General features: G+C 37.6%; 27 protein-coding genes and 1 other annotated feature. Of the genes, 10 read left to right on the top strand and 17 right to left on the bottom strand.

The annotated features are described in order from the left end of the window. Positions 1–6 precede the first annotated feature (6 nt). The 3 genes from IGK70_RS03240 to IGK70_RS03230 form a co-directional block, all read right to left on the bottom strand. The gene (locus tag IGK70_RS03240; protein WP_002394916.1) at positions 7–522 is read right to left on the bottom strand and encodes a GrpB family protein; all 516 of its coding nucleotides are present in this window, start codon (positions 520–522) and stop codon (positions 7–9) included. Between the two features lie 17 nt (positions 523–539). Beyond that, positions 540–1,034, bottom strand: coding sequence for a GNAT family N-acetyltransferase (locus tag IGK70_RS03235; RefSeq protein WP_438775166.1), 495 nt, complete (start codon positions 1,032–1,034; stop codon positions 540–542). A 67-nt stretch (positions 1,035–1,101) separates the two neighbouring features. Next, complete coding sequence (locus tag IGK70_RS03230) at positions 1,102–1,461, bottom strand: DUF1304 domain-containing protein (RefSeq protein ID WP_002361363.1); 360 nt, start codon at positions 1,459–1,461, stop codon at positions 1,102–1,104. Between the two features lie 67 nt (positions 1,462–1,528). Here IGK70_RS03230 and IGK70_RS03225 point away from each other — a divergent pair, with 67 nt between their 5' ends. Next, positions 1,529–1,909, top strand: coding sequence for an MmcQ/YjbR family DNA-binding protein (locus tag IGK70_RS03225; protein WP_162783052.1), 381 nt, complete (start codon positions 1,529–1,531; stop codon positions 1,907–1,909). 196 nt (positions 1,910–2,105) lie between these two features. Here IGK70_RS03225 and rplT read toward each other — a convergent pair whose 3' ends face one another. The 8 genes from rplT to opp1B all read right to left on the bottom strand — a co-directional run bounded on the left by rplT (position 2,106) and on the right by opp1B (position 8,889). Next, a complete protein-coding gene (rplT, locus tag IGK70_RS03220) occupies positions 2,106–2,465 on the bottom strand; it encodes a 50S ribosomal protein L20 (protein ID WP_002355799.1) in 360 nt (119 codons plus the stop codon). Positions 2,466–2,525: 60 nt separating this feature from the next. Then, positions 2,526–2,726, bottom strand: coding sequence for a 50S ribosomal protein L35 (gene rpmI / locus IGK70_RS03215; protein ID WP_002355798.1), 201 nt, complete (start codon positions 2,724–2,726; stop codon positions 2,526–2,528). 113 nt (positions 2,727–2,839) lie between these two features. Continuing rightward, positions 2,840–3,361, bottom strand: a complete 522-nt coding sequence (gene infC / locus IGK70_RS03210) for a translation initiation factor IF-3 (protein WP_002355797.1) — start codon at positions 3,359–3,361, stop codon at positions 2,840–2,842. Positions 3,362–3,415: 54 nt separating this feature from the next. Next, positions 3,416–3,547, bottom strand: a sequence feature (ribosomal protein L20 leader region). Positions 3,548–3,760: 213 nt separating this feature from the next. After that, positions 3,761–4,831, bottom strand: coding sequence for an RNA-guided endonuclease TnpB family protein (locus IGK70_RS03205; RefSeq protein WP_002355796.1), 1,071 nt, complete (start codon positions 4,829–4,831; stop codon positions 3,761–3,763). Positions 4,832–4,871: 40 nt separating this feature from the next. Next, positions 4,872–5,828 (bottom strand): oligopeptide ABC transporter ATP-binding protein Opp1F, encoded by a 957-nt coding sequence (opp1F, locus tag IGK70_RS03200; RefSeq protein WP_002361357.1) that lies wholly within the window; start codon positions 5,826–5,828, stop codon positions 4,872–4,874. Further along, positions 5,828–6,886, bottom strand: a complete 1,059-nt coding sequence (gene opp1D, locus IGK70_RS03195) for an oligopeptide ABC transporter ATP-binding protein Opp1D (RefSeq protein ID WP_002355794.1) — start codon at positions 6,884–6,886, stop codon at positions 5,828–5,830. The genes opp1F and opp1D overlap by 1 nt, the downstream gene beginning before the upstream one ends. Positions 6,887–6,895: 9 nt before the next feature. Beyond that, positions 6,896–7,948 (bottom strand): oligopeptide ABC transporter permease Opp1C, encoded by a 1,053-nt coding sequence (gene opp1C / locus IGK70_RS03190; protein WP_002355787.1) that lies wholly within the window; start codon positions 7,946–7,948, stop codon positions 6,896–6,898. Beyond that, on the bottom strand, positions 7,948–8,889 hold the full coding sequence (opp1B, locus tag IGK70_RS03185) for an oligopeptide ABC transporter permease Opp1B (protein WP_002381304.1): 942 nt from the start codon (positions 8,887–8,889) through the stop codon (positions 7,948–7,950). Before opp1B ends, opp1C begins: the two co-directional genes overlap by 1 nt. Before the next feature lie 90 nt (positions 8,890–8,979). Here opp1B and IGK70_RS03180 point away from each other — a divergent pair, with 90 nt between their 5' ends. Beyond that, positions 8,980–9,330: a DUF3899 domain-containing protein gene (locus IGK70_RS03180; protein WP_002355784.1), complete on the top strand. Its 351-nt coding sequence runs from the start codon at positions 8,980–8,982 to the stop codon at positions 9,328–9,330. 78 nt (positions 9,331–9,408) lie between these two features. Here the strand turns inward: IGK70_RS03180 and opp1A are convergent, their stop codons facing one another. Beyond that, a complete protein-coding gene (gene opp1A, locus IGK70_RS03175) occupies positions 9,409–11,079 on the bottom strand; it encodes an oligopeptide ABC transporter substrate-binding protein Opp1A (RefSeq protein WP_010816372.1) in 1,671 nt (556 codons plus the stop codon). Between the two features lie 243 nt (positions 11,080–11,322). Here opp1A and IGK70_RS03170 point away from each other — a divergent pair, with 243 nt between their 5' ends. From IGK70_RS03170 to fni, 6 genes are all read left to right on the top strand, one after another. After that, positions 11,323–12,396 carry an FUSC family protein gene (locus IGK70_RS03170; protein ID WP_104855816.1) on the top strand — a complete coding sequence of 358 codons (1,074 nt, stop codon included), beginning with the start codon at positions 11,323–11,325 and terminating at the stop codon, positions 12,394–12,396. Continuing rightward, positions 12,393–13,028, top strand: coding sequence for a pentapeptide repeat-containing protein (locus IGK70_RS03165; RefSeq protein ID WP_104855817.1), 636 nt, complete (start codon positions 12,393–12,395; stop codon positions 13,026–13,028). Before IGK70_RS03170 ends, IGK70_RS03165 begins: the two co-directional genes overlap by 4 nt. Positions 13,029–13,297: 269 nt before the next feature. Further along, entirely contained in the window at positions 13,298–14,242 is a 945-nt protein-coding gene (gene mvk, locus IGK70_RS03160) for a mevalonate kinase (protein WP_002397947.1), read from the top strand. Next, a complete protein-coding gene (gene mvaD / locus IGK70_RS03155; protein WP_002355778.1) occupies positions 14,242–15,237 on the top strand; it encodes a diphosphomevalonate decarboxylase in 996 nt (331 codons plus the stop codon). The genes mvk and mvaD overlap by 1 nt, the downstream gene beginning before the upstream one ends. 2 nt (positions 15,238–15,239) lie before the next feature. Continuing rightward, positions 15,240–16,346, top strand: a complete 1,107-nt coding sequence (locus tag IGK70_RS03150; protein ID WP_002355777.1) for a phosphomevalonate kinase — start codon at positions 15,240–15,242, stop codon at positions 16,344–16,346. After that, positions 16,330–17,373, top strand: a complete 1,044-nt coding sequence (gene fni, locus IGK70_RS03145; RefSeq protein ID WP_104855818.1) for a type 2 isopentenyl-diphosphate Delta-isomerase — start codon at positions 16,330–16,332, stop codon at positions 17,371–17,373. Before IGK70_RS03150 ends, fni begins: the two co-directional genes overlap by 17 nt. Positions 17,374–17,417: 44 nt before the next feature. Here fni and adhE read toward each other — a convergent pair whose 3' ends face one another. From adhE to IGK70_RS03120, 5 genes are all read right to left on the bottom strand, one after another. Beyond that, positions 17,418–20,015, bottom strand: coding sequence for a bifunctional acetaldehyde-CoA/alcohol dehydrogenase (adhE, locus tag IGK70_RS03140; protein ID WP_002388933.1), 2,598 nt, complete (start codon positions 20,013–20,015; stop codon positions 17,418–17,420). Positions 20,016–20,172: 157 nt separating this feature from the next. Next, complete coding sequence (locus IGK70_RS03135) at positions 20,173–20,478, bottom strand: post-transcriptional regulator (protein ID WP_002355774.1); 306 nt, start codon at positions 20,476–20,478, stop codon at positions 20,173–20,175. A 261-nt stretch (positions 20,479–20,739) separates the two neighbouring features. Next, positions 20,740–21,138: a preprotein translocase subunit YajC gene (gene yajC, locus IGK70_RS03130; RefSeq protein WP_002409033.1), complete on the bottom strand. Its 399-nt coding sequence runs from the start codon at positions 21,136–21,138 to the stop codon at positions 20,740–20,742. Positions 21,139–21,198: 60 nt separating this feature from the next. After that, positions 21,199–22,344, bottom strand: coding sequence for a tRNA guanosine(34) transglycosylase Tgt (gene tgt, locus IGK70_RS03125; RefSeq protein ID WP_002355772.1), 1,146 nt, complete (start codon positions 22,342–22,344; stop codon positions 21,199–21,201). Positions 22,345–22,502: 158 nt separating this feature from the next. Beyond that, positions 22,503–23,609, bottom strand: a complete 1,107-nt coding sequence (locus IGK70_RS03120; RefSeq protein ID WP_002358821.1) for an iron-containing alcohol dehydrogenase family protein — start codon at positions 23,607–23,609, stop codon at positions 22,503–22,505. A gap of 170 nt (positions 23,610–23,779) precedes the next feature. Between IGK70_RS03120 and IGK70_RS03115 the strand changes: the two genes are divergently transcribed. Further along, positions 23,780–25,243, top strand: coding sequence for an ABC transporter substrate-binding protein/permease (locus IGK70_RS03115; RefSeq protein WP_104855819.1), 1,464 nt, complete (start codon positions 23,780–23,782; stop codon positions 25,241–25,243). After that, the gene (locus IGK70_RS03110; protein ID WP_010710757.1) at positions 25,236–25,958 is read left to right on the top strand and encodes an amino acid ABC transporter ATP-binding protein; all 723 of its coding nucleotides are present in this window, start codon (positions 25,236–25,238) and stop codon (positions 25,956–25,958) included. Before IGK70_RS03115 ends, IGK70_RS03110 begins: the two co-directional genes overlap by 8 nt. Positions 25,959–25,972 lie beyond the last annotated feature (14 nt).

Genomic DNA, 25,972 nt, shown 5'->3' with positions numbered 1-25,972 from the left:
CTTTTTTTATTTTTCCCAATATTTCTTCAACGCTTCTTTTTCTATTTTCTTAATGAACGCATCTTTGCCATCCATATATTTATCAATGCTATCGGGGTGTGCTTGGGCCAATTGCTTTTTTAATGTACCATAGGTTGTAGCAATTGACGGATTTTCTCGTAAATAATTTCGAAAAGCAAGATGGCGCAAAATTTCTTGCGTATTGTCAAACTGATAAATATGCACATGATGTGTTCTTTTTATCGGGCCTTTTCGTAAATAACGACGTCCTGATAGCCCAAATTCCCCCATATATTCATAACCGATTCTTTCAAATTCCCCTTGTAACAGGTCTACTTTTTCAATTTCTTCAACAATGACCAAAAAATCAATAATTGGTTTGGCTGCTAAATTAGGCACAGAGGTACTACCGATATGTTCAACTTTAAGACAATTTTCCTTTAGAATCTGTTTCAACGCTTGGGCTTCTTCTTCAAACTGTTCCACCCAGGCTGGTTGGTATTCTGTAACGATTACTCGCATGGTTTCTCCCTTCTTTTCTATATCCGTTTCATATGTAAAATAGGAAACGGATTTCCTTGAGGATCTTCCTTTGATTCACCAATTACTTGAAATCCTTGAGATTGATAGAACTTCACTGCCCCTTCATTTTGTTTATTAGCATCAACAAAGACAATTGATTCTTGCTCTATTAACTTTTGGATAATTTCTCCACCATAGCCTTTACGAAAATAGACTGGGTCAATAAATAACATTTCCAACGTTTGTTGATTTGTTCCACTAAAGCCCACACATTTCTGTTCTTCATTTAACCACATACTTAATTGAACTTGTTGAAAATAATCAGGTAAAACCACTTCGATTTTATCAATATCTGCCTGACTCAAAAACAAATGGGTAGCTTCTACTGAAGAACGCCATAGAGAAATTAATTGAGGATAATCAGTTTTTTTTACTTCTTTTCGGTTCAGCATTTTTAATTCCTCCCTATCTAATAAACAAAGTATACCACATTTTGTCTCTCTCAATTCCATAAAAAATAGTCAAATCAACCGTGTTTTTTCTGTCGATTTGACTGTCTCTCTCTATTAACTCTGATGGCTAAACAAGTAAACTAATCAAAGCCACGATAGCTAAACCGCCTTGTGTTAAAATGATTTTTTTATCACTAGTTAAGCTACCGTACGCCGCCACTAAAATAATATAAATCAATAAAAATTTTGTCATCTCCATCGTTGCTTGCGCAAAATAGACACTATAAATAAGTCCTGCACCGATTAGTCCATTATAGATTCCTTGATTTTTAAACAATGTAGTGACTGATTTTCTTTGTAACTCTTGCCTATCCATTTTAAAAACACGGCTTGTTGTCTCAGATGTTGGTACAATCGTTTCTAAATACATAATGTAGAAAAATTCTACAGCCACCAAGGTTACTAAAATTGTTGAAATTAATGTCATCTGCTCCCTCCTCCCATTCCTTTGAACGAAGTAATTTTATGTAATTTTTGCTATGATGTAAATAGATATGCCTAGCCTTAACGAAAGGAAGAAACCTATGACTTTTCAAGAAACTATTAGCGCCTATATACAAGAACGTTATCAGATAACGCCCGATTTTCCTTTTAAAAAACACCCAGACTATCTCGTCTTTCGTCATCCTAGAAATGCGAAATGGTTTGCTTTAATTATGCCACTGGATGCACAACTGCTCGGCGCTACCGAGAATAAGCAGCTCACTATTTTAACCGTTAAATTTGCGCCTGAATTGATTGCCTTATTAAAGAACCAACCTGGCTATTTTCCTGCCTATCATATGAATAAAGAGCATTGGTTAAGTCTTTCTGAAGAAATTCCGCTCTCACAAATTTTTTCATTTATAGATGAAAGTTACCAACGGAGTTATTAAAAAAAAACGAGCCTGGAACAAAAATCACTTTGGATTTTTGTTCCAGGCTTAAAAATTAATAAACGGCGGGAACAGAAGCAACTCCTTCGGAAATAAGCCGAAATTCTTCAAAAATTAAAGAACAATTTTCGGAAATTCCTTCTTATTTCTCGGAGTTAAGCACTTCTGTCCCGACCTCGTGAAAGATTGTTTAAGCTTATTTGCTTAAAGCATCTTTTGCTTGTTCAGCTAACGCTGTAAATGCTGCTGCATCGTTAACGGCTAAGTCAGCTAACATTTTGCGGTTGATATCAATCTCTGCCAATTTCAAACCGTGCATTAATTTAGAATAGCTTAAGCCATTCATGCGAGCTGCCGCGTTGATACGTGCAATCCATAATTTACGGAAGTCACGTTTCTTTTGACGACGGTCTCTGAATGCATAGTAATAAGAGTTCATTACTTGTTCTTTTGCTGATTTAAATAAAGTATGTTTTGATCCGTAGTAGCCTTTCGCTAACTTAAGGACTTTTTTACGACGTTTACGGGTTACTGTTCCACCTTTAACACGTGCCATGTTGAATTCCTCCTAATATCTTGTTTCTCTTGACGGTAATCTAAAAGTCACCGAGTTGTTTTATTTCATTCTTGCTAATTGTTGGCGGATACGTTTGTAATCGCCTTTTGCAACCATGCTTGCTTTACGCAATTGACGGCGTTGTTTTTTAGTTTTACCGTGGAAACGGTGAGATGTAAAGGCACGGCCACGTTTTAAGCCGCCTCCACCAGTACGTTTTACACGTTTTGCTAATCCGCGGTGTGTTTTTTGTTTTGGCATGACTAATTTTCCTCCTCAAAATCTTTGCTTCAAGTGAAAGACTCTAACAGTCACAACTGTCGAATATCCTTCTTGTAGAAATTACCAAAAGTCCGAATGCTCGGTCTCTTCGTTTACTTGTCGTTTTTCGGTGCCAGCGTTAGAAACATGCTGCGTCCGTCCATTTTCGCTTTTTGTTCCACTGTGGCGATGTCCGCAGTTTCTTCAGCTAAGCGATCAAGAACTTTCTGACCAATCTCTTTATGGGTAATGGCACGGCCTTTGAAACGGATAGAAGCTTTCACTTTGTCTCCTTTTTCTAAGAACTTACGCGCATTACGAAGTTTTGTATTGAAGTCATTTACGTCAATTGTTGGACTTAAACGAACTTCTTTGACGTTGATCACTTTTTGTTTCTTGCGAGCTTCACGCTCTTTCTTTTGTTGTTCGAAACGGAATTTTCCATAATCCATAATTCGCGCAACTGGTGGTTTCGCTCCTGGCGCTACAAGTACTAAATCCAAGTTTGCAGATTCAGCGATTTGTAATGCTTCTGCTTTGGTTTTTACACCTAATTGTTCACCATCTTGTCCGATCAAACGTAACTCGCGTGCACGAATGCCGTCGTTAACCATCATATCCTTTGCTATGGTCATTCACCTCCAAAATTTTTAAGAGAAAATCCTAACGGAAGTCTGCTTTGTTTGCTAAATGCAATAAAAAAACAGGTTCCTATCCAGAACCCGCCAACAGTCTGCCTTACTTAAAAAAATAAGGAATACTTTATCTAGCCCAGCGATATACTCAACTAAGGCGAGAAGCGGGTGCTTCTGCTTTCATTTCTCAACTTCACTAGTTTACCTTAGTTTATCCTAGTTGTCAATATATTTCCTCAAAAAAAAACGAATCTAGCACTAGATTCGTTTGAACTCGTATTTTGATCATTAATAATTAGTGGACTGTCCCAATGTGACTTCCTAGAAACAAATGGTTCAACACATGGTGTGCATTTTCTATCCCCTAGGCGATCCCTGTAGTCCCTACAGTTCTTCTATTTATAAGGTTTCTCGTTTAGACAAGCCACGTTCTAAGATTTTTTGACTTCTAAGATACTCTGAATTTTCTGTACTTTCAGAAAAAGACAACTCTGTTTCGATCTCCTCTGACTCAATACAAATGAGTTCTTTGCCATACCATTGTGCTTTATACAACAGTTTAGCTAAAAATAAAGACCAAGCCAGTTCAGAACGATCATGTTTTGGCGGCCGCTCATTACTGTGATGGGCTTTTTCAATGCAAATAACATCGTAACTTGAAACCAATTCCGTTGTAATTTTGTTTAAAATATCCGTCCGTTGGTTGGCTATTTTTTCGCGAATTTTTGCGACTTTTATTTTTTGTTTTTGATAATTTTTTGCTTGCGAAAGATCGACACCTTTTTCCAAAGCAATCATTTTACGCTTGTTTAATTTTCGTTCTTCTTGACGTAGTTTTTGCTTTAAATGCTTTGAACAATAGCTTTTTTCGAAGCTTTCACCATTCGAAAGCAGCGCAAATTTTTCCCTACTGCTACAAATTCCCACCATTTTTTGTTGCTTTGTTTTCGTTTCAATCGGCGCTTCACACAAAATGGAAACATAATAATTGTGACTCGCACTCATAGAAATAGTTACAGATTTTATCTCCCCCAGCGGTTGGCGATGTACCTTCATTTTAATTAAAGATTTCAATTTAGGTACTTTCAAATAACGATTATCCAAAATTTTGACCGTGCCATGTTGATTGTTCGTAGTGTAGGAATGCACCGTTTCTTTCTTTTTCTTTTTTGGAAAGCCCATCCCTTTTTCCCGATAAAAATTTTTAAAGGCTCGATCCAAATAAACTTGTGCATTTGCCAAGGCTAAACTATCAACTTCTCTGAGGACAGGGTATTGTTTCTTATATTTAGCTGGCGTTGGCATTTTAAACGTTTGTTGAGGATTTTTTCGCATCTCTTTGTAGATATCAATCCGGTCTTGTAACATTAAATTATACACCAAGCGAACACAAGAAAATGTTTTTTGAATAAACTCTTCTTGTTTTGAGGTTGGATAAAGTCTGTATTTATAAGCTTTCAGAGCCTTCATCTCATAACCACCCTACCAAGATAGTTAGAAAAGAAGCTGGTTATAAACCAGCTTTTCTTTTCTTCTCTTCAATTTTTTCACGGTACATTGCAACTTCGTCTTCAGCACAATAAACATAGTGTCCATTGAGAATTTCACGGAGCTCACGATCTTTCCCATCTGCCGCTGCAGGCTGGTAAACGATCCGTTTACGTGTGCGTTCATAGTCTGGATCTGGTAATGGAATCGCAGAAAGTAAACTTTCTGTATAAGGATGAACGCCGAAATTATAGACATCATCACTTGTGCCCATTTCCAATAATTTCCCACTGTGCATTACGCCAATTCGGTCACTGATATGTTTTACCATCGATAAGTCATGTGCGATAAACAAGTAAGTTAAGCCTTGTTCTTTTTGTAAATCTTGTAATAAGTTTACTACTTGGGCTTGAATCGACACATCCAAAGCCGAAATTGGCTCATCACAGATAATAAAACGTGGATTAACCGCTAAAGCACGAGCAATCCCAATCCGTTGACGTTGCCCACCAGAAAACTCATGAGGATAACGCGTACTGTGACTCGGATTTAAGCCCACCGTTTTTAAAAGTTCATTGACTTTTTCTTCCCGCTCTTTTGGTGTTTTAGCTAATCCATTGACATCGATTCCTTCAGCAATAATATCATTGACTTTCATTCTTGGATTCAATGAAGCATATGGATCTTGGAAGATCATTTGAACATCGCGGCGGAATGCTTGCATGTCCGCTTTTGATTTAATTTTGCTAATGTCTTTTCCATCGAAAAGAATTTCACCTGCAGTTGGATCATATAAACGAATGACACTGCGACCAGTTGTTGATTTTCCACTTCCTGATTCGCCAACTAATCCAAAGGTTTCGCCTTCAAAAATATGAAAACTAATGTCATCAATGGCTTTTACTTCGTCTTTACGACCAACATTGAAATACTGTTTCAAACCAGTGACTTCTAATAGGACTTTTTTCTCTTCTGCCATTAATTACTACCTCCTGGATTTTTTTGACGCTCTGCATAAATTGCCCAACGACGAACAATCTCTGCTGGAGGCGTAACTTTTGGTGCTTGTGGTGCTAATAACCACGTTGCTGCTTTGTGTGTCGGTGATACTTCAAAATAAGGTGGTTCTTTTTCTGTATCAATTTTTAAAGCAAACTCATTCCGTGGATAGAAGGCATCTCCAGTTGGTGGATCTAATAAATCTGGAGGTGAACCTGGAATCGCATAAAGTTTGTCTTCTGTTCCTTCCATCGTTGGCATTGACCCTAAAAGTCCCCAAGTATATGGATGTTGTGGATTATAGAAAATTTCTTCTGCTGTTCCCACTTCAACCAGACGTCCACCGTACATGACAGCGACACGGTCAGCCACGTTCGCTACTACCCCTAAATCATGGGTAATGAAAATAATCGAAGTGCTAATTTTTTCTTGTAAATCTTTTAATAACTCTAAAATTTGTGCTTGGATGGTTACATCCAACGCTGTAGTTGGTTCATCTGCAATTAGAACTTCTGGATAACAAATTAAAGCAATTGCAATGACAATCCGTTGACGTTGTCCACCAGAAAATTGGTGCGGATAGTTTTTCAAACGTTTTTCAGCATTAGGAATACCGACTAATTTTAGTAATTCTAATGCTTGCGCTAAGCCTTCTTTTTTTGAGACTTTATTATGTTTGATTAATGATTCCGCCACTTGTTTGCCAATTGGCATCGTTGGGTCTAATGAAGTCATCGGATCTTGGAAAATCATTGCGATTTCTTTACCACGAATGGCTTGCATTTGTTTTTCTGTTTTATGAACAATATCTTGCCCTTTAAACAAAATTTCCCCGTTATCAATATTGGCATTACTGCTCAACAAACGCATAATACTGCGGGTTGTAACAGATTTACCACTCCCTGATTCACCTACGATGGCTAACGTTTCACCTTTATAAAGATCAAAACTCACACCACGAATGGCGTTGACTTTACCTGCAAATGTATCAAAGGAGATTCTTAAGTCTTTAACTTCTAATACTTTTTCCATAGTCATTCACCACTCTTACTCTTTCATCTTAGGATCAAATGCGTCACGTAAACCATCAGCTAACAAGTTGAAACAAATCATGATAACTGAAAGTGTTGCCGCTGGAATCCACATTAAATATGGAAGGAAACGGAAAGTTTTGTATCCTTCGTTTAACAAGGTTCCTAAAGATGCGGTTGGTGGGCGTAAGCCTAACCCAATAAAACTTAGGAACGCTTCAAAGAAAATTGCCGATGGGATACTGAACATCATTTGGACAATAATGACACTTGAGATATTCGGTAAAATATGTTTAATAGCAATTTTCCAACGAGATTCGCCCAATGTTTCTGCTGCCATGACAAACTCTTGGTCTTTTAGTTTCATGGTCTGGGCTCGCACAATCCTGGCCATTGATATCCAGTTTGTAATAACCATGGCTAAAACAATCGAAACAATCCCTGGATCAAAGACTGTTAGCATCAAGATCATAACAACTAAGTTAGGAATACCAGAAAGAACTTCTAAAATACGTTGCATCACTGTATCGACACGACCGCCGACTAACCCGGAAATCAGTCCATACGTTACCCCAATCGTAATATCTAGAATCGCCGCGATAAACGCAATTAATAAGGAAATACGTGTTCCCATAAATAAACGACTTAGGACATCACGACCTAAACCATCTGTTCCTAGATAAAAGTTTACGTTATCTGGAACGTTTGCTTGTGCATATTTATCAACTAATTGACCAGCAACTGTTGTTTTACCATTTAAACCATTCACGCTTTCCAAGCCAGGAATTCGTGGTGGTAAGTTAATGTAAGAAACATTTTGTTTCGTTGGGTTATGTGGTGAAACCCAAATGGTAATAATAGAGATAAAGATAATAACTGCTAAGAAACTCATTGAGATAACTGCAGCTTTATTCTTTTTCAAACGACGCCATGAGTCTTGTAAGAAACTTAAAGACGGTGTGGCAATACGCTCTCTTTCTTTTAGAGTTGAAGTGTTTAGAGGCTGAAACTCATCTGCCGGAATATCTTTAATCGCTTGTGGTAGATTATTTTTATTGACTGTTTCCATTAGCCTTTTGCACCTCCTGATACGCGAATTCTTGGATCAATTAAACCATAAAGTAAGTCAACAATCAGAATTACAACAACTAACATTGTTGAATACAAAATAGTTACTGCCATAATTGTTGGATAGTCGTTTGTCATAATTGATTTTACAAACTGTTCCCCAATTCCAGGGATGGCAAAAATATTTTCTACTACTAAAGAACCTGTCATTAAACCAACGGCTAAAGGTCCTAATAAGGTAATCAATGGAATTAAACTGTTTCTTAACCCGTGGCGGAATGCAACTTGCCAGCGACTCAAGCCTTTTGCTTTGGCTAATTCGACATAATCACTATGCAAGACCTCTACCATCTCGGTTCGAATAAACCTAGCCGAATCGGCCATTGGACTCATTGCCAAGGCAATAGTTGGTAAGATTGTGTAGGCAAAACCATTCCACATAGCAATTGGTAAGATTCTTAATTTCATTGCAAAAATGTATTGTAATAATACCGCGAAAACAAAGTTTGGAATAGAACGACCTAAAATGGCTAACAATGTTGCCAACGTATCTACCCAAGTATTTTGACGCATCGCTGCGATAATCCCCAATAAAATACCGACTAACGTACCAAAGATAATCGCTTGTCCTCCCAGTTGAAGGGATGGTCCAATTCGACCAGCTAATAACTTAGCAACAGGTTGGTTTTTAAATTGGAATGAAATACCAAAGTCCCCTGTAACCAGGTTCTTTAAGTAAATTCCGTATTGAACAATCACTGGTTTATCTAAGCCAGATTGTTTATTCAACATAGCGATTGTTTCTGGACTAAGTTTTTCTTGGTTGGTATAAGGCGTACCTGGTAATAATTGCATTAAGAAAAACGTAATCGTTGCGATTAACCACAAAGTGATAATCATGAAAAAGATCCGTTTAAGAAAATATTTTCCAAAACTATTCAATAATGACACCTCCGAGATTTTTTTGACTTCCTCAGTTATTTTCGTTAAAGTAATGACTAGATAGACCACAATAATAGATAGGGTGAACACATGAAAACTTTTAAATGGCCAATTATTACAGCCGTTATTTCCAGTATCGGCATTTTTCTTTACTTATTAATAAGTAAAGAACCTATCACTACCTCCTCATTATCAGATACCTTCTTTATCGTTTCGCTTTTCTTTTTAATTATCGGCATTGCTTTATGGATTATGTCCTCTGGCTTTTTCGATAACTTTCAGCGCTCAATGAAAAACGCGTTTCGTTTTAAAAAGAAAAATGAACCGAAAGAGTTTATCCCGCTTTCAGTCATTGGCGATGCACATCGCTCTTTCTGGCTAAAAACTGGGGGCATCTTACTGATTCTGTCTTTAGGCTTTCTACTATTTTACTTGGTCTAAGACAAGATAGCAAGAGGACCGTTGCCTTTTATTCCATGGCAAAGGTCCTTTTTTGTTTGCTATCGATCTTTTGTCAGGTTATTCTGAAATGTATGCCCATTTGTAGTCATACGTTGCGCCAGCAGGATGAACTGCGACATCTTTGACTTTTTCAGCACGTAAATGCGCTTCTGATTTTTGGAATAATGGTACCACACCCATGTCTCCCATAATCGTTTTCTCTGCATTTAACATATCATCCCAACGTTTTTCAGGATTTGTCGCATCTGCGCTACTTGCTGCTTTCACTAACTTGTCAAACTCTGGATTGTTATAACGTCCACGGTTATATGAGTTATCTGAAGCAAATAAGTCTAAGAAACTACTTGGATCAGCATAGTCAGCACTCCAACCACCGATTACTGCATCAAAGTCGCCTTTGTTTGAACGATCTAAACGAACAGAGAATGGAACCGGACTAACCGTTACCTTCACACCATCTAAAGCATCTTGAATTGACCCTTGAACAAATTCAACTGTTTTCTTAGAAGAATCTGCATCTGAAGAAAGAATATCCATTGTTAAGGTTGAAATCCCCAATTCTTTTTTCGCTTTTTCCCAGTATTCTTTAGCTTTTTTCGTATCATATTCAATTTGACTACCTGCTTCTTTAGCAAAGTCTTTGCCGCCACTTGGGTCTTTTGCCATATCTGCTGGTACTAACCCGTTTGGCTCGATAGAACCATCCCCTAAGATTGATTCAACTAACGCTTTACGGTCGATTGAGTAAGAAATTGCTTTACGTAAGTTCGCATTTCTAAATGGTGATTTTTCATCACGTTGATTTAGTTCCATATATTGTGTTGATGCTTCTTTTTGACTAACAAAAGCTGGGTCATTGGCCATTTGTTGAGCTAATTCACCAGAAAGAACGACATCGTCTGTTTGTCCATCTTGGAACAAGTTCAACGCGGTTGGTGATTCTTTCACAACATTCACATCTACTGAGTCCAGTTTCACTGTGTCTTTATCCCAATATTGATCGTTTTTCTTGAATGACCATTTTGTATCTGTACCAGGACCATCAAAGCCGTCTAAGACGAATGGACCATTGTAGACAGCACTTTCGCTGTTTGATGCATAATTTTTACCATATTTTTCCACAATATCTTGACGTTGTGGGAAGAACGATGGGAAAGCTAATAAGTAATCAAAGTATGGTGTTGCTTTTTCTAAAGTGATTTCTAATTCTGTATCACTGACTGCTTTAATTCCTAATTCTGATTTATCTTTTTCCCCTTTAGCAATAGCATCACCATTTTTTACAGAGGCATACAGATAAGCATATTCAGAAGCTGTCGCTGGATCAACTGTTCGTTGCCATCCGTAAACATAGTCATTCGCAGTCACTGGTTTACCGTCTGACCATTTTGCATCTTTGTTTAATTTAATTTTGTATGTTAGTCCATCTTCAGAAACTTCTGCTTTTTCCGCTGCACCTGCAGGTTGGACTTTGTTATCTTTGTCTAAACGATAAATTCCTTCATATACATTATTTAATGCAATAAAACTAATTCTGTCTGTTGCTAGTGATAAATCAGCTGTTGGCATTTCTTGTTGTTCTGTGACACGTAAAACTTGTTCGCCACTTGCCTTACCGCCACCAGACGCGCTTGAGCTATCTGACGTTCCGCCGCCTCCACAAGCCGCTAAAGTTGTTACGCTAAATAATGTAATCACACCGAATGTTAATGACTTTTTCAATTTCATAGTGTTGCCTCCTAAAATAATACAATCTGTATTTTCTGAAAAATCAGAATTTAATAATTATTTATTGCTATGGAATATATCTTACATTTTTCATATTAAAATTGCAAGTCAAAATGTTAACTTTTTTTAATTTTTCTTCTCTTCCTATCAGAAACCACTCTTTTTCTTCCTGTCTTTTATTGCAATTCTTTTGTCAGTTTTCTAAACATTATGGTAAATTAGGAAGCAAAGGAGTGACAAAATATGAAAAATTCTACGTTTTTAAAGGATTTGTTTGCTATTGATAAAGCAAATGACGAATTATTTCGGTTAGTTGGTGTCGCAATTTGTATGGCAATTCCATTATTAATTGGTTATTTTTCCAATAATTTACTCATTGGGACCTTTGGCTCGATGGGCATTTATACGTTTATTTATTATCAGCCGCTTCCTTTGCCCCAATTATTGCGCAGACTGAATATTGTTGGCTTTTTTATTGTTCTGGGCAACAGCTTAGGAATGCTAAGTCACCATGTACCTTGGTTGATTCCCATTACAATTGCCATCGTCGCTTTTCTTGCACGCTTACTTTTTAGATTGTATGGCATTGAGAAGCCTGGTGCTTTGTTAGTTATCATGTCAACCGCAATGGGAACAAGCAACAATTTTCCTTTACATAAGATTCCCATCATGGCCAGTTTTGTTTTTTTAGGAGTAGTGACCGGCATTATCATGGGCATTGTGCTTCATTTCATCGACAAGCGCCCCTACGTTTTTCAAAAACGGATGTCTCTTCAAGAACGTCTTTATATCGATCCCGCTTCTTTATTAGATGCTTTGCATTATGCGGCCATTTTATTTTTAGCAGCTTATTTAAGTCAATCGCTTCATTTAGTCAACGCCTATTGGATGACGTTTACTTGCGCAGCTATTTTACAAGGGGAAAATTTACATTCTGTGATGCAGCGAAATGTTCAACGGATTCTAGGTACGAGTCTTGGTTTGTTGCTTTCTGCAATTTTATTAATGATTCCCTTTACACCTTTACAAACAATCGGTATCATTAGTATTCTATATGCAGCTTTTGAAGGATTCATTAACAGAAACTATGCGATTGCCAGCTTTTTTATTACCCCGATGTCCTTATTATTATCAAATCTTGCACGACAGCAAGTCATTAGTAATCTTTTAAACTATCGATTAGTCGGGATTGTGTTAGGTAGTTTACTTGGTTTTGCCGGCGCTTATGTTTTCACAACTGCGCTACGTTTCTATAATCGGGCCTACTCAATTGATGAAACCTTTGAAAATCAACAAGAAGAAAGAGGCGTTTTATGAAAATAACTTATCCCATGCCACCAAATCTGCCAGAACAACTTCCTCTATTAACGAACTGTCAATTAGAAGATGAGGCAATCTTAGAAAATCATTTGTATCAGCAGATTAATTTATCGAATCAAGGAGTTCGTAACTTAGTCTTTCGGGATGCTGTTTTCGATCATCTTTCATTAGCAAATGGCCAGTTTGCTTCTTTTGATTGTAGTAATGTGCGTTTTGAAGCTTGCGATTTTTCTAACGTCGAATGGCTGTCTGGTAGTTTTCATCGAGTGACTTTCCTTCGTTGCAATTTGACAGGAACGAATTTTGCAGATAGCTATTTAAAAGATTGTCTATTTGAGGATTGCAAAGCCGATTATGCTTCTTTTCGTTTTGCAAATTTTAATCTTGTTCACTTTAATCAGACTCGTTTAGCCGAAAGTGAATTTTTCGAGGTCACCTGGAAGAAACTCCTTCTAGAAGCTTGCGATTTAACCGAAAGTAATTGGCTAAATACTTCTTTAAAAGGATTGGATTTTTCCCAAAACACCTTTGAACGCTTGACTTTCTCACCAAACTATTTATCAGGTCTTAAAGTCACCCCTGAACAAGCCATTTATTTGGCAAGTGCCCTTGGTTTGGTGATTACCTAAGAAAATTTTAAAAAAATAGCCGAATAACTGGTTCTGTCGGTTCTTTCTTATTAAATTGTTATTAATTTTTTGGAAAAACCAACGGAACCATTTTACTTGTGCCTTATTTTTAGGTAAACTATCTTAGGTTAAGCAATCTCTTTTTTTGGAACAAGAGAAACTTTTGGAATCATTTCCTATAAATCATGAAGAGATTATGACAAACGTTCTTCTAATCCAAGAACGTCTTTTGTCCTATACTCGATTCTACTCAAAAGGAATGTCAGTGAATGAATATAAAAAAACAAGGTCTCGGTCAAGCGACGGGAAAAATCATTTTAATGGGGGAACACGCCGTTGTTTACGGCGAACCAGCAATCGCCTTTCCTTTTCAAGCGACAGAAATCACAGCCGTCTTTACCCCGGCAAAAACTATGCAGATTGATTGTGCATATTTTACAGGATTGCTTGAAGACGTGCCCCAAGAGCTAGCAAATATCAAGGAAGTTGTTCAGCAAACCTTACATTTTTTAAAGGAAGATACGTTTAAAGGCACTTTGACCTTAACAAGTACGATTCCCGCTGAACGAGGAATGGGCTCAAGCGCAGCAACCGCTGTGGCCATCGTTCGAAGCCTTTTTGATTATTTTGATTACGCTTATACATATCAAGAATTGTTTGAGCTTGTTTCCTTAAGTGAGAAAATTGCTCATGGCAATCCTAGTGGTATCGATGCCGCAGCAACAAGCGGCGCTGATCCCTTATTTTTTACTAGAGGATTTCCGCCCACACATTTCTCGATGAATTTATCTAATGCCTACTTAGTAGTAGCTGATACGGGAATTAAAGGTCAAACACGTGAAGCCGTGAAAGACATTGCGCAGCTAGCTCAAAATAATCCCACAGCAATCGCTGAAACAATGAAACAATTAGGTTCTTTTACTAAAGAAGCAAAGCAAGCGATTTTACAAGATGATAAACAAAAATTAGGTCAGCTAATGACGTTAGCGCAAGAGCAACTCCAGCAATTATCCGTCAGCAACGATATGCTGGATCGACTAGTGGCTCTCTCTTTAGAACATGGCGCTCTAGGAGCAAAATTAACCGGCGGCGGTCGCGGTGGCTGTATGATTGCCTTAACAGATAATAAAAAGACCGCACAAACCATTGCACAGACTTTAGAAGAAAATGGAGCTGTTGCTACATGGATTCAATCATTAGAGGTGAAAAAGTAATGCTTTCAGGAAAAGCACGAGCGCATACAAATATTGCTCTGATTAAATATTGGGGAAAAGCCAATGAAGAATACATTTTACCAATGAATAGTAGTTTATCATTAACATTAGATGCCTTTTACACAGAAACAACTGTGACATTTGATGCCCATTATTCAGAAGATGTATTTATTTTAGATGGTATCTTGCAAAACGAAAAACAAACAAAAAAAGTCAAAGAATTTTTGAACCTTGTTCGTCAACAAGCCGATTGTACTTGGTTTGCAAAAGTAGAAAGTCAAAATTTTGTGCCTACTGCAGCTGGTTTGGCTTCTTCAGCGAGTGGTCTAGCTGCTTTAGCAGGGGCCTGTAACGTAGCCTTAGGATTAAATCTTTCAGCAAAAGACTTATCACGTTTAGCGCGACGTGGTTCAGGTTCTGCTTGTCGTAGTATTTTTGGTGGTTTTGCTCAATGGAACAAAGGCCACTCTGATGAAACGTCGTTTGCTGAAAATATTCCAGCCAATAATTGGGAAAACGAATTGGCCATGCTCTTTATCTTAATTAATGATGGCGAAAAAGATGTTTCCAGCCGTGATGGAATGAAACGAACAGTAGAAACTTCTAGCTTTTATCAAGGTTGGTTGGACAATGTGGAAAAAGATTTATCCCAAGTTCATGAAGCAATTAAAACAAAAGACTTCCCTCGTTTAGGAGAAATCATTGAAGCCAATGGGTTAAGGATGCATGGAACAACCTTAGGCGCTGTCCCTCCATTTACTTACTGGTCCCCAGGCAGTTTACAAGCGATGGCTTTAGTTCGCCAAGCACGGGCCAAAGGAATTCCTTGTTACTTTACAATGGATGCAGGTCCGAATGTCAAGGTCTTAGTCGAAAAGAAAAACTTAGAAGCATTAAAAACATTTTTAAGTGAACATTTTTCAAAAGAGCAGTTAGTCCCAGCTTTTGCTGGTCCCGGAATTGAATTGTTTGAAACGAAAGGAATGGATAAATAAGCATGATTGAAGTTACTACGCCAGGAAAGTTATTTATTGCAGGAGAATATGCCGTTGTTGAACCTGGCCACCCTGCCATTATCGTTGCTGTGGATCAATTCGTAACTGTAACTGTCGAAGAAACAACAGATGAAGGCAGTATTCAATCTGCACAATACAGCTCTTTACCTATTCGTTGGACACGCCGAAATGGTGAGCTTGTATTAGATATTCGCGAAAATCCTTTTCATTATGTTCTAGCGGCGATTCATCTAACTGAAAAATATGCGCAAGAGCAAAACAAAGAATTGTCATTTTATCATTTAAAAGTGACGAGTGAATTAGATAGTTCAAATGGACGAAAATATGGTCTTGGTTCAAGCGGTGCGGTAACCGTTGGAACTGTCAAAGCCTTGAATATTTTTTATGACTTAGGTTTGGAAAATGAGGAAATTTTCAAATTATCAGCATTAGCTCACTTAGCAGTTCAAGGAAATGGTTCTTGCGGAGATATCGCCGCCAGCTGTTACGGGGGCTGGATTGCCTTTTCAACCTTCGATCATGATTGGGTCAATCAAAAAGTAGCCACTGAAACATTAACTGATTTGTTAGCAATGGACTGGCCTGAATTAATGATTTTTCCGTTAAAAGTACCGAAACAACTACGTTTACTAATTGGTTGGACAGGTAGCCCTGCGTCCACTTCAGACTTAGTTGATCGAGTCCATCAATCAAAAGAAGAAAAACAAGCGGCTTATGAGCAGTTCTTAATGAAAAGTCGGCTTTGTGTCGAAACAATGATTAATGGCTTTAACACAGGAAAAATTTCTGTTATTCAAAAACAAATTACTAAAAATCGCCAATTACTCGCCGAATTATCTTCACTGACTGGTGTGGTAATCGAAACAGAAGCCTTGAAAAATCTTTGTGATTTGGCTGAATCTTATACAGGAGCTGCGAAATCTTCTGGCGCTGGCGGGGGCGATTGTGGGATTGTAATTTTCCGCCAAAAATCTGGGATTTTACCATTAATGACTGCTTGGGAAAAAGACGGAATTACCCCACTGCCACTTCACGTCTATACCTATGGTCAAAAGGAGTGTAAGGAGAAGCATGAATCGAAAAGATGAACATCTATCATTAGCTAAAGCGTTCCACAAAGAAAAAAGTAATGACTTTGATCGTGTGCGTTTTGTTCACCAATCGTTTGCTGAATCCGCTGTTAACGAAGTGGATATTTCCACTTCGTTTCTTTCTTTTCAGCTTCCCCAACCTTTTTATGTCAATGCAATGACAGGTGGTAGTCAGCGTGCAAAAGAAATTAATCAGCAATTAGGCATTATTGCCAAAGAAACTGGCCTTTTAGTTGCGACAGGATCTGTCTCGGCAGCGTTAAAAGATGCTAGTTTAGCGAATACGTATCAAATTATGCGAAAAGAAAACCCAGATGGACTCATTTTTGCCAATATTGGTGCAGGCTTGGGTGTGGAAGAAGCAAAGCGAGCGCTTGATTTATTTCAAGCGAATGCCTTACAAATCCATGTAAATGTGCCCCAAGAATTGGTCATGCCTGAAGGAGATCGTGATTTCACTAATTGGCTAACCAAGATTGAAGCTATCGTACAGGCCGTAGAAGTGCCTGTCATTGTCAAAGAGGTTGGCTTTGGCATGAGCCAAGAAACCTTAGAAAAACTCACCTCTATCGGCGTTCAAGCAGCGGATGTGAGCGGCCAAGGCGGAACGAGTTTTACACAAATTGAAAATGCCCGGCGGAAGAAACGAGAACTTTCTTTCTTAGATGATTGGGGGCAATCAACGGTCATCTCTCTTCTGGAATCACAAAATTGGCAAAAGAAACTAACTATTCTCGGCTCTGGCGGTGTGCGTAACTCTCTTGATATTGTCAAAGGACTCGCTTTAGGTGCCAAAAGCATGGGAGTTGCTGGGACTATCTTAGCTTCCCTTATGAGTAAAAATGGTTTAGAAAATACCTTAGCCCTTGTACAGCAATGGCAAGAAGAAGTGAAAATGCTTTATACTCTTTTAGGAAAAAAGACGACAGAAGAATTAACGAGTACCGCACTTGTCCTCGATCCAGTTTTAGTTAATTGGTGTCATAACCGTGGTATCGACAGCACTGTTTTCGCAAAACGTTAAAGAGACCAGAACATTAATGTTCTGGTCTCTTTATTTGAGTTCTTTTATCCTACATAAGCATCTAAGATAATTTGTTTTAGTTCACTAATTAATGGTTCTTTCGGATTTGCAGTTGTACATTGGTCTTCATATGCAAGTTCTGCCATACGATCAACCGTTGTGTCTAATGTTTCTTGTGAGACACCTTGGGCTTTCAAGTTCATGTCAATTCCGACTGATTTACCTAAGTCTGCTACTGCTGTTGCTAAAGCTTCTACTAATTCTGCGGTAGTATTTCCTTTTAAGCCTAAGAATTTTGCAATGTCTGCATAATCAGTATCGGCGCGGAAGTAATCATATTTAGGGAACATTGCGTGTTTTGATGGATCTTTCGCATTGTAACGAATAATATGTGGTAATAAAATCGCATTTGTACGACCATGTGGAATGCCATATTCCCCACCAATTTTATGAGCAATAGAGTGACAAATACCTAAGAATGCATTAGCAAATGCCATTCCTGCCATGGTTGATGCATTATGCATTTTTTCGCGAGATTCCATATCTGGACGTTTCACTGAATTTTCTAAATGATCGAAAACTAACTTGATTGCTTGTAAACTTAAACCACGTGTGTAATCTGAAGCCATCACGGAAACATAAGATTCAATAGCATGTGTTAAAACATCCATACCTGTATCTGCAGTGACTGAAGCTGGCACAGACATTACGAACTGTGGATCAACAATCGCTACATCTGGTGTTAACGCATAGTCTGCTAACGGGTATTTCACGTGTGTTTCACTATCAGTGATAACGGCAAATGGTGTAACTTCTGAACCAGTTCCTGAAGTAGTTGGAATACAAACAAATTGTGTTTTTTCTGGTTTGGCAATTTTATATGTCCGTTTGCGGATATCTAAGAATTTTTGTTTTGCACCAAAGAACTCTGTATCTGGGTGTTCATAGAACATCCACATGCCTTTCGCCGCATCCATTGCAGAACCGCCACCCAAGGCAATCACTGTATCTGGTTGGAAATCAACCATCATTTTGGTACCTGCATAAACAGTATTTGTTGATGGGTTTGGTTCAACATCAGAAAACACTTCGATTTTCACATCATTTTTACGTTTTTGTAGCTCTTTACGTACGATATCTGCATAGCCAAATTGAACCATACCTGGATCACAAACTAACATGACACGTTCAACATTTTCCATTTTTTGTAGATATTGTAAAGAATTTTTTTCAAAGAAAATTTTTGGAGGTAATTTAAACCATTGCATATTATTTCTCCGTTTCGCTACCGTTTTAATATTAATTAAGTTAATGGCTGATACGTTTTTAGAAACAGAGTTTTTCCCGTATGAACCACAACCAAGTGTTAAGGATGGAATCATTTCGTTATAAATGTTACCGATACCGCCTTCTGCTGATGGAGTATTCACTAAAATACGACAAGCTTTCATACGTAAACCAAAAGCAACTTGTAACTCTTCATCTTCTGTATGAATTACTGCTGTATGTCCTAAACCACCTAAGTTTAACATCGCTTCACATAGTTCAAAAGCATGCTCTGCATTGTTTGATTTCATCATTGCTAAAACTGGCGATAATTTTTCTCTTGATAATGGATATTCTGGACCTGCACCTTCTAATTCAGCGACTAAAATTTTTGTGCCTTTTGGTACGCTAATTCCTGCTAATTCAGCAATTTTTTCTGCAGAGTTACCGACAATTGCTGGATTTACTGCGTATTTGCCTTCATTCATCACTGCATCTTCTAGTTTTTGTAATTCATTCGGTTTCACGAAGTAAACATTGTGTGCTTCAAACTCAGCTTTGACAGAAGCATAAATTTCTTTATCCACAATGACCGCTTGCTCAGAAGCACAAATCATTCCATTATCAAATGATTTTGAAACAATTAAATCATTAACCGCACGTTTTACTTTAGCCGTTTTTTCAATATAAGCCGGTACGTTCCCAGGACCAACGCCTAGTGCTGGTTTACCTGTTGAGTACGCAGATTTTACCATGCCTGCGCCACCAGTTGCTAAAACAATGGCAATCCCTGGATGATTCATCAAAGCAGATGTTGCATCAATCGATGGTTGTTCAATCCATTGAATACAATTTTCTGGTGCACCTGCTGCAATCGCCGCATCCCGTACAATACGTGCCGCTTCTGCCGAACATTTTTGTGCGCTAGGATGGAAAGCAAAAACAATTGGATTTCTTGTTTTTAAGGCAATTAGTGATTTAAAAATAGTTGTTGACGTTGGGTTCGTTGTTGGTGTGACCCCACATACCACGCCAACTGGCTCAGCAATTTCCATCAAGCCGGTTTGTTCGTCTTTGTTAATTACACCCACAGTTTTATCATGTTTAATATTATTCCAAATGTATTCAGATGCATACATATTTTTGATTGCTTTATCTTCATAGATTCCACGGCCAGTTTCTTCGACAGCCATTTTTGCTAAAGGCATATGTTGGTCTAACGCCGCCATCGCCATTTGATGGACAATGTGATCTACTTGTTCTTGTGTAAAATCTTCCATTGCTTTTAAAGCGACATTCGCTTTTGTTGCTAATTCATCAATCATTGATGAAACATCAACTGTTTCTGTCTTTTCTTTTTTTACTGTTTTAACCATGTTCATCCTCCTAAGAGTTTCATTTTAAAAAAACTTTGTTAACTATTTCACATTCACATCATACAACATAAAATGAATCTTGTAAATAGTTTTTGTGATATTTTTCACAACTATTTATAAATTTTTTATCACAAAAAAAAAGACCTATTCTTTTTTTCTAGAATAAGTCTTCAATATCATGCCAGTCCCTTAAAGGATTTTTTGATGTCTGTGCCAATAATTGTTGATAGTCAAAAAATTCATTCGGCTTAACCTTCTGAATGTCTTTGCGACAGTCTTTGACAGATAAATGGGTTTGTTTTTTCCAACGATAGGTGAGTAAATAAGTCAATAAATCTTCTTCGTTGATGGAAGAATAACCTAGTTCACGAAAATTTTGGCACTTCTTTTTAATACTTTTATTGAGCATTTTTTGTTGTAACCAACTTAATTTTTCCTTTGTCATGGGCTCTTCTCCTTCCAACCAAGCGAAAGATTGCTCACTTTTTAACTATCTTTCACCACTATAAAAAGGAACCTTTTTTGTAAACTTAATAGTTAAAAAGGACTTAGGGCGTAAGTCAAAATGACCTACCTTCCTAGTCCTACATTTTAAGATAAACGACACGAGCGGAATAGGAATTATCTCTTCTTATTGGCTTTCTCGTGTGACTACTGGTCACAGTTTCGCCTTTGAAAAGCCTGTTCCGCTCTCTTTAACCATTAAATGAATCAGTTGATTCGTTTAGTCTTTCTTTTCTTTTGAAGGATCTGATGTTTCAGGAACTTCAGTTACTTCTTCTGTGACTGTCTCTTCAACTTCTGTAACTGGTACACTAGTTACTGCTGAATCATTTGTAACAGCAGTTCCAGGTGTTACAGTTCGAATTGCTACACGGTCAAATTCTAAGACAATACCTTCGCAATCGATTAAAACTGTTTTTTCGTTGATTTCACTTAAAACACCATGTAAACCACCAATTGTGACAACACTATCGCCAATTTTCATTGCGTTTAGTTGTTTTTGACGTTCTTGCTGTTGTTTCTTTTGAGAACGTGTCATGAAAAACATCATTCCTCCTAAAAGGACTAATGTAAAAATCATTGTAAATCCGCCACCCATTTGTTTCACCTCACTCTGCATTATTCACACTACTAACTGTATCAAAAAAATGCTTGAAGAACTAGTTTTTTCCTCTAATTTTTAGAAACTTTTTGCATTCGCTTTATTAAAGCCATATTCTTCAAAAAACGCTTGTCGGAATTCTAATAAATTGTCGTCCATAATTGCTTGACGGACATTTTTCATTAAGTCTAACAAGAAGTATAAATTATGATACGATGTTAAACGGATTCCGAATGTTTCATCACATTTAATCAAATGACGAATATAGGCCCGCGTATAATTACGACAAACATAACAATCACATTTCTCATCAAGCGGACGAAAATCCCTTGCATACTGGGCATTTTTAACAACCAAGCGACCTTGTGAAGTCATACAAGTACCATTGCGCGCAATACGTGTTGGTAACACACAATCAAACATGTCAATCCCACGAATCACTCCATCAATTAATGAATCAGGGGCACCCACACCCATTAAGTAACGTGGTTTATTTTCAGGAATTAACGGTGTCGTAAAGTCTAAGACTCGGTTCATTTCTTCCTTAGACTCACCAACAGATAAGCCACCAATCGAATAGCCAGGAAAATCCATACTCACTAAATCTTTAGCACTTTGACGACGTAAATCTTCAAATCCCGCACCTTGAACAATACCGAATAATCCCTGTCTATCAGGATTCGCATGGGCTTTTAAGCCACGCTCAGCCCAACGAGAAGTCCGTTCAATCGAGCGTTTGACATACTCATAGCTTTCATCAAATGGTGGACATTCATCAAAGCTCATCATAATATCTGATCCTAATTTATTTTGAATATTGATCGCTTTTTCTGGAGAAAGGAACATTTTTGAACCATTTAAATGATTTCTAAAATGCACACCTTCTTCTTCGATTTTCCGCATATCACTTAATGAGAAGACTTGGAAGCCACCTGAATCAGTTAAAATAGGTTGATCCCAGTTCATAAATTTGTGTAAACCGCCTGCTTCTTCGACTAAATCTTCACCTGGGCGTAACCATAAATGGTAAGTATTACTTAAAATAACACCGGCACCCATTTCTTTTAATTCTTCTGGTGACATTGTTTTAACTGTCGCAAGTGTACCTACCGGCATAAACATTGGTGTTGGAAATGTGCCGTGAGGAGTAATTAATTCACCTAAACGCGCACCTGTGTGTTTATCTTTTTTGATTAAACGATAACGAATGGCTGGTTCCGTCATTCATTTCCCTACTTTCTACTATAATTTGTCCTCCCATCATCATACTTTTTTTTTATTGAATTTGCAAGGATTTCTCAAGGTTTCTTTTTTCAAAAAAGGGTCCTTAAAAAACAGCAACTAGTTCAAATAATTCAAATGAGCTAGTTGCTGTTTGGCACTTATTTTGTCGCTGTATATTTTTCTAAATCTTGCATCGCTGTTTTCACAATTTCAGGGGTAATTTTTTGTTTCATATAATGAATCGTTTCGCCTTCTATACAAGCACGTTCTGCTACTTCTTGATACTCGGCTTCAGTTAAGTCCATCTCCATTTCTTTTAAAGAAATAGGCAAACCTAGTTGGTGATAGAAAGGAATCAATTCAGCGATTTCTTGCCATTTTTCTTCAATGGCTAATTGAACAAACACACCATACGCCACTTTGTTTCCATGTAATTGTCGATGGCTAGCTGGCAGCAAAGTTAGTGCATCATGAATGGAATGGGCACCTGCTGTCCGACCATAATCATCGCCAAAGCCACCCACCATTCCACCAATAATTAAATTCGTTTCGATGACATCAATAAACGATTGATTTAATTGTTGCTCTTCCATCGCTTTTAAAGCATTGATACTTTCATTTAACAAAATATCGCGACATTTTTCCGCGGCAAAATGAGAAACTTGAATAGGTAACACTTGGACATCTAACTGCGAAATAATCGCATCTGCTTCGTACCATTTAGCTAATGTATCCCCAATACCTGCCACCATTAAGGACCGAGGCGAATGTAATAACACTCTTGGTTCTACCAACACCAAAGCGTTTGCTTGCGGAAAAACGTCATATCGTTCCATTGCTCCATCTTCTCGATACATTACACTCAATGGCGTGCACGGTGCACAAGTAGCTGCTAAAGTGGGCAAAATAATTACCGGTAACGCCATTTTGTGTGCTAAGGCTTTGCCCAAGTCGGCCACTTTTCCTCCACCAACAGCGACGATGGCCTCTAAATGATTGTCCAGCACTTGCGCTTCTAACTCTTGCACACGTTGATCTGTACAAACACCTCCATAGTTTTCAAAAACAGCTGTTACTTTTTGAAACGTCGGAAAATACGGTTTTGCCGCTTGCCATGACTCAGTCCCGTGTAAAATGAATACACGATGAATATTTCTGCATAATAGTTGTCCTTCTAATAATTCCCACGAACCAATTTCGCAAAGATACTCTTGTGGTGTCCCTCTCACAATTAATGATTGTTCCATCTTGAAAATTCCCTTCATTTTTGACTTTTGAAAATTTTTTTGAAAAAGTTGTATTTTTTCAACTCTACTACTTTTCCTTTTACATATTCTATGATATGATAAACCACATCATAACACAATAAATTTTTATACATTTATTCGCTTTTTTTGAATATTTATAAAAATAATACAAAAAGGAGTTTACGCAAATGACCAAATGTAAAAAATGGCTACAGACGATTTTACCAATTTTATTCTTGTTGCTCTCATTATTACCTATTAAAGAAACTTTTGCAGCCGAAAACGATCCAGTCTATGACAAAATCATCCAAAAGGGAGAACTAGTTGTCGGCTTATCCGCAGACTATGCCCCTTATGAATTTCATGCAAAAGTAGATGGTGAAGATAAAATTGTCGGTTTTGATATTTCTATTGCTCAAAAAATTGCCGACGATTTAGGCGTTAAATTAAAAATCGAAGAACTAGGCTTTGATGCTCTGTTAGGGGCCTTAAAAACTGGCAAGATTGACATGGTCATCTCTGGCATGTCGCCAACGCCTGAACGATTAAAAGAAGTAGCTTTTTCTCAACCATATATGAACGTTCAACAAAGAGTCATTGTTCGGAAAGAAGACAAAGATAAATTTCATTCCACTAAAGATTTCGAAGGCGTTCGTGCAGGTGCCCAAAAGCAAACGACACAAGAAGAATTAATTAAAACCGAATTAACCGGTGCTGTCCCTACTTCTCTTCAAAAAATTCCAGATTTAATTATGAATCTAAAAAATAATAAATTAGATGCAGTCGTTATGGAAGAACCGGTTGGCGAAGCCTATGTTTCTCAAAATGAGGATTTAGCTTTTGCTGATGCTACCTTTGAAAAAGGCTCAAAAGATACTGCCGTTGCTTTTCCTAAAGATGCGCCCGTTTTGACGGAGAAAGTAAATGCCTCTATTAAACAAATTAATGATCAAAAATTAATGGACGGTTATAAAAAAGAAGCCAATCAATTAATGTTCCAAAAAGATCAAAGCTTTTTACAAAAGTATGGAAAGTTCTATCTTAACGGTGCAGGCTATACCATTTTCCTAGCTTTCATTGGTGTTTTGTTTGGTGCCATTTTAGGGGCATTACTTGCCTTAATGAAGTTAGCCAATTCCAAAATTTTACGTGGCATTGCCATTGCTTATATTGAATATGTTCGTGGCACTCCTTTGCTTGTTCAAATTTTTATTGTCTATTTCGGGACAGGCGTTCTTGGTTTAGACTTATCAAAAGTAGCAGCTGGTTGTATTGCCCTTTCTTTAAACAGTGGTGCATATGTAGCAGAAATTATTCGTGCTGGTATTCAGGCAGTTAATAAAGGACAATTGGAAGCTGCTCGTTCTTTGGGAATGAATCAAAACCAAGCAATGCGATACATCATTTTCCCACAAGCTATTAAAAATATTTTACCAGCGTTAGGCAATGAATTTGTTACAGTAATTAAAGAATCTTCCGTTGTTTCAGTCATTGGTGTTTCAGAACTAATTTTCCAAGCTGGCAACGTTCAAGGAGCAAGTTTTAAACCCTTCTTACCTTACTTAATTGTATCGTTAATTTATTTCGTCCTAACCTTTACTATCTCACGTCTATTAGGTGTTGCTGAAAGGAGAATGAGTACTAGTGATTAACATTAAAAAATTACAGAAAACATTCGGAAAAAATGAAGTACTTAAAGGAATTGACTTAGAAATTGAAGCTGGTGAAGTTGTCGTAATTATTGGCCCTTCTGGTAGTGGTAAAAGTACTTTTTTACGTTGCCTGAACTTATTAGAAACACCAACTGGTGGCAGCGTTGAATTTGAAGGAAAAAATTTATTAGATAAAAATACCAACATTGATCAACTTCGTCAAAAAATGGGAATGGTATTCCAAAATTTCAATCTTTTCCCGCATAAAAATGTCTTGGAAAACTTAACGATTAGTCCTGTTAAAGTAAAAAAAGAAGCCGCTTCTGAAGCCACAGAACATGCTCTTTCTTTACTGGAACAAGTTGGTTTATCAGATAAAAAAGAAAATTATCCCTCTCAACTTTCTGGTGGGCAACAACAACGGGTAGCGATTGCTCGTGCTTTAGCCATGCGCCCTGACGTGATGCTGTTCGATGAACCAACTTCTGCCTTAGACCCTGAAATGGTGGGCGAAGTGCTATCCGTTATGAAAAATTTAGCTATTGAAGGGATGACAATGGTGGTGGTTACCCACGAAATGGGCTTTGCAAAAGAAGTCGCGGACCGTGTCATTTTTATGGATGCAGGAATCATTCAAGAAGAAGGCACACCTGAAGAAATTTTTGATGCGCCACAAAACCCAAGAACACAAGATTTTCTAAGAAAAGTTTTATAAAAAGGAGCACCTGG

It is taken from the genome of Enterococcus sp. DIV0358 (assembly GCF_051713465.1).
In the GTDB taxonomy this organism is placed as follows: Bacteria; Bacillota; Bacilli; order Lactobacillales; family Enterococcaceae; genus Enterococcus; species Enterococcus faecalis.
The sequence above is the reverse complement of the archived record's forward strand: the minus strand, read 5'-3'. Positions and strand labels throughout refer to the sequence as shown.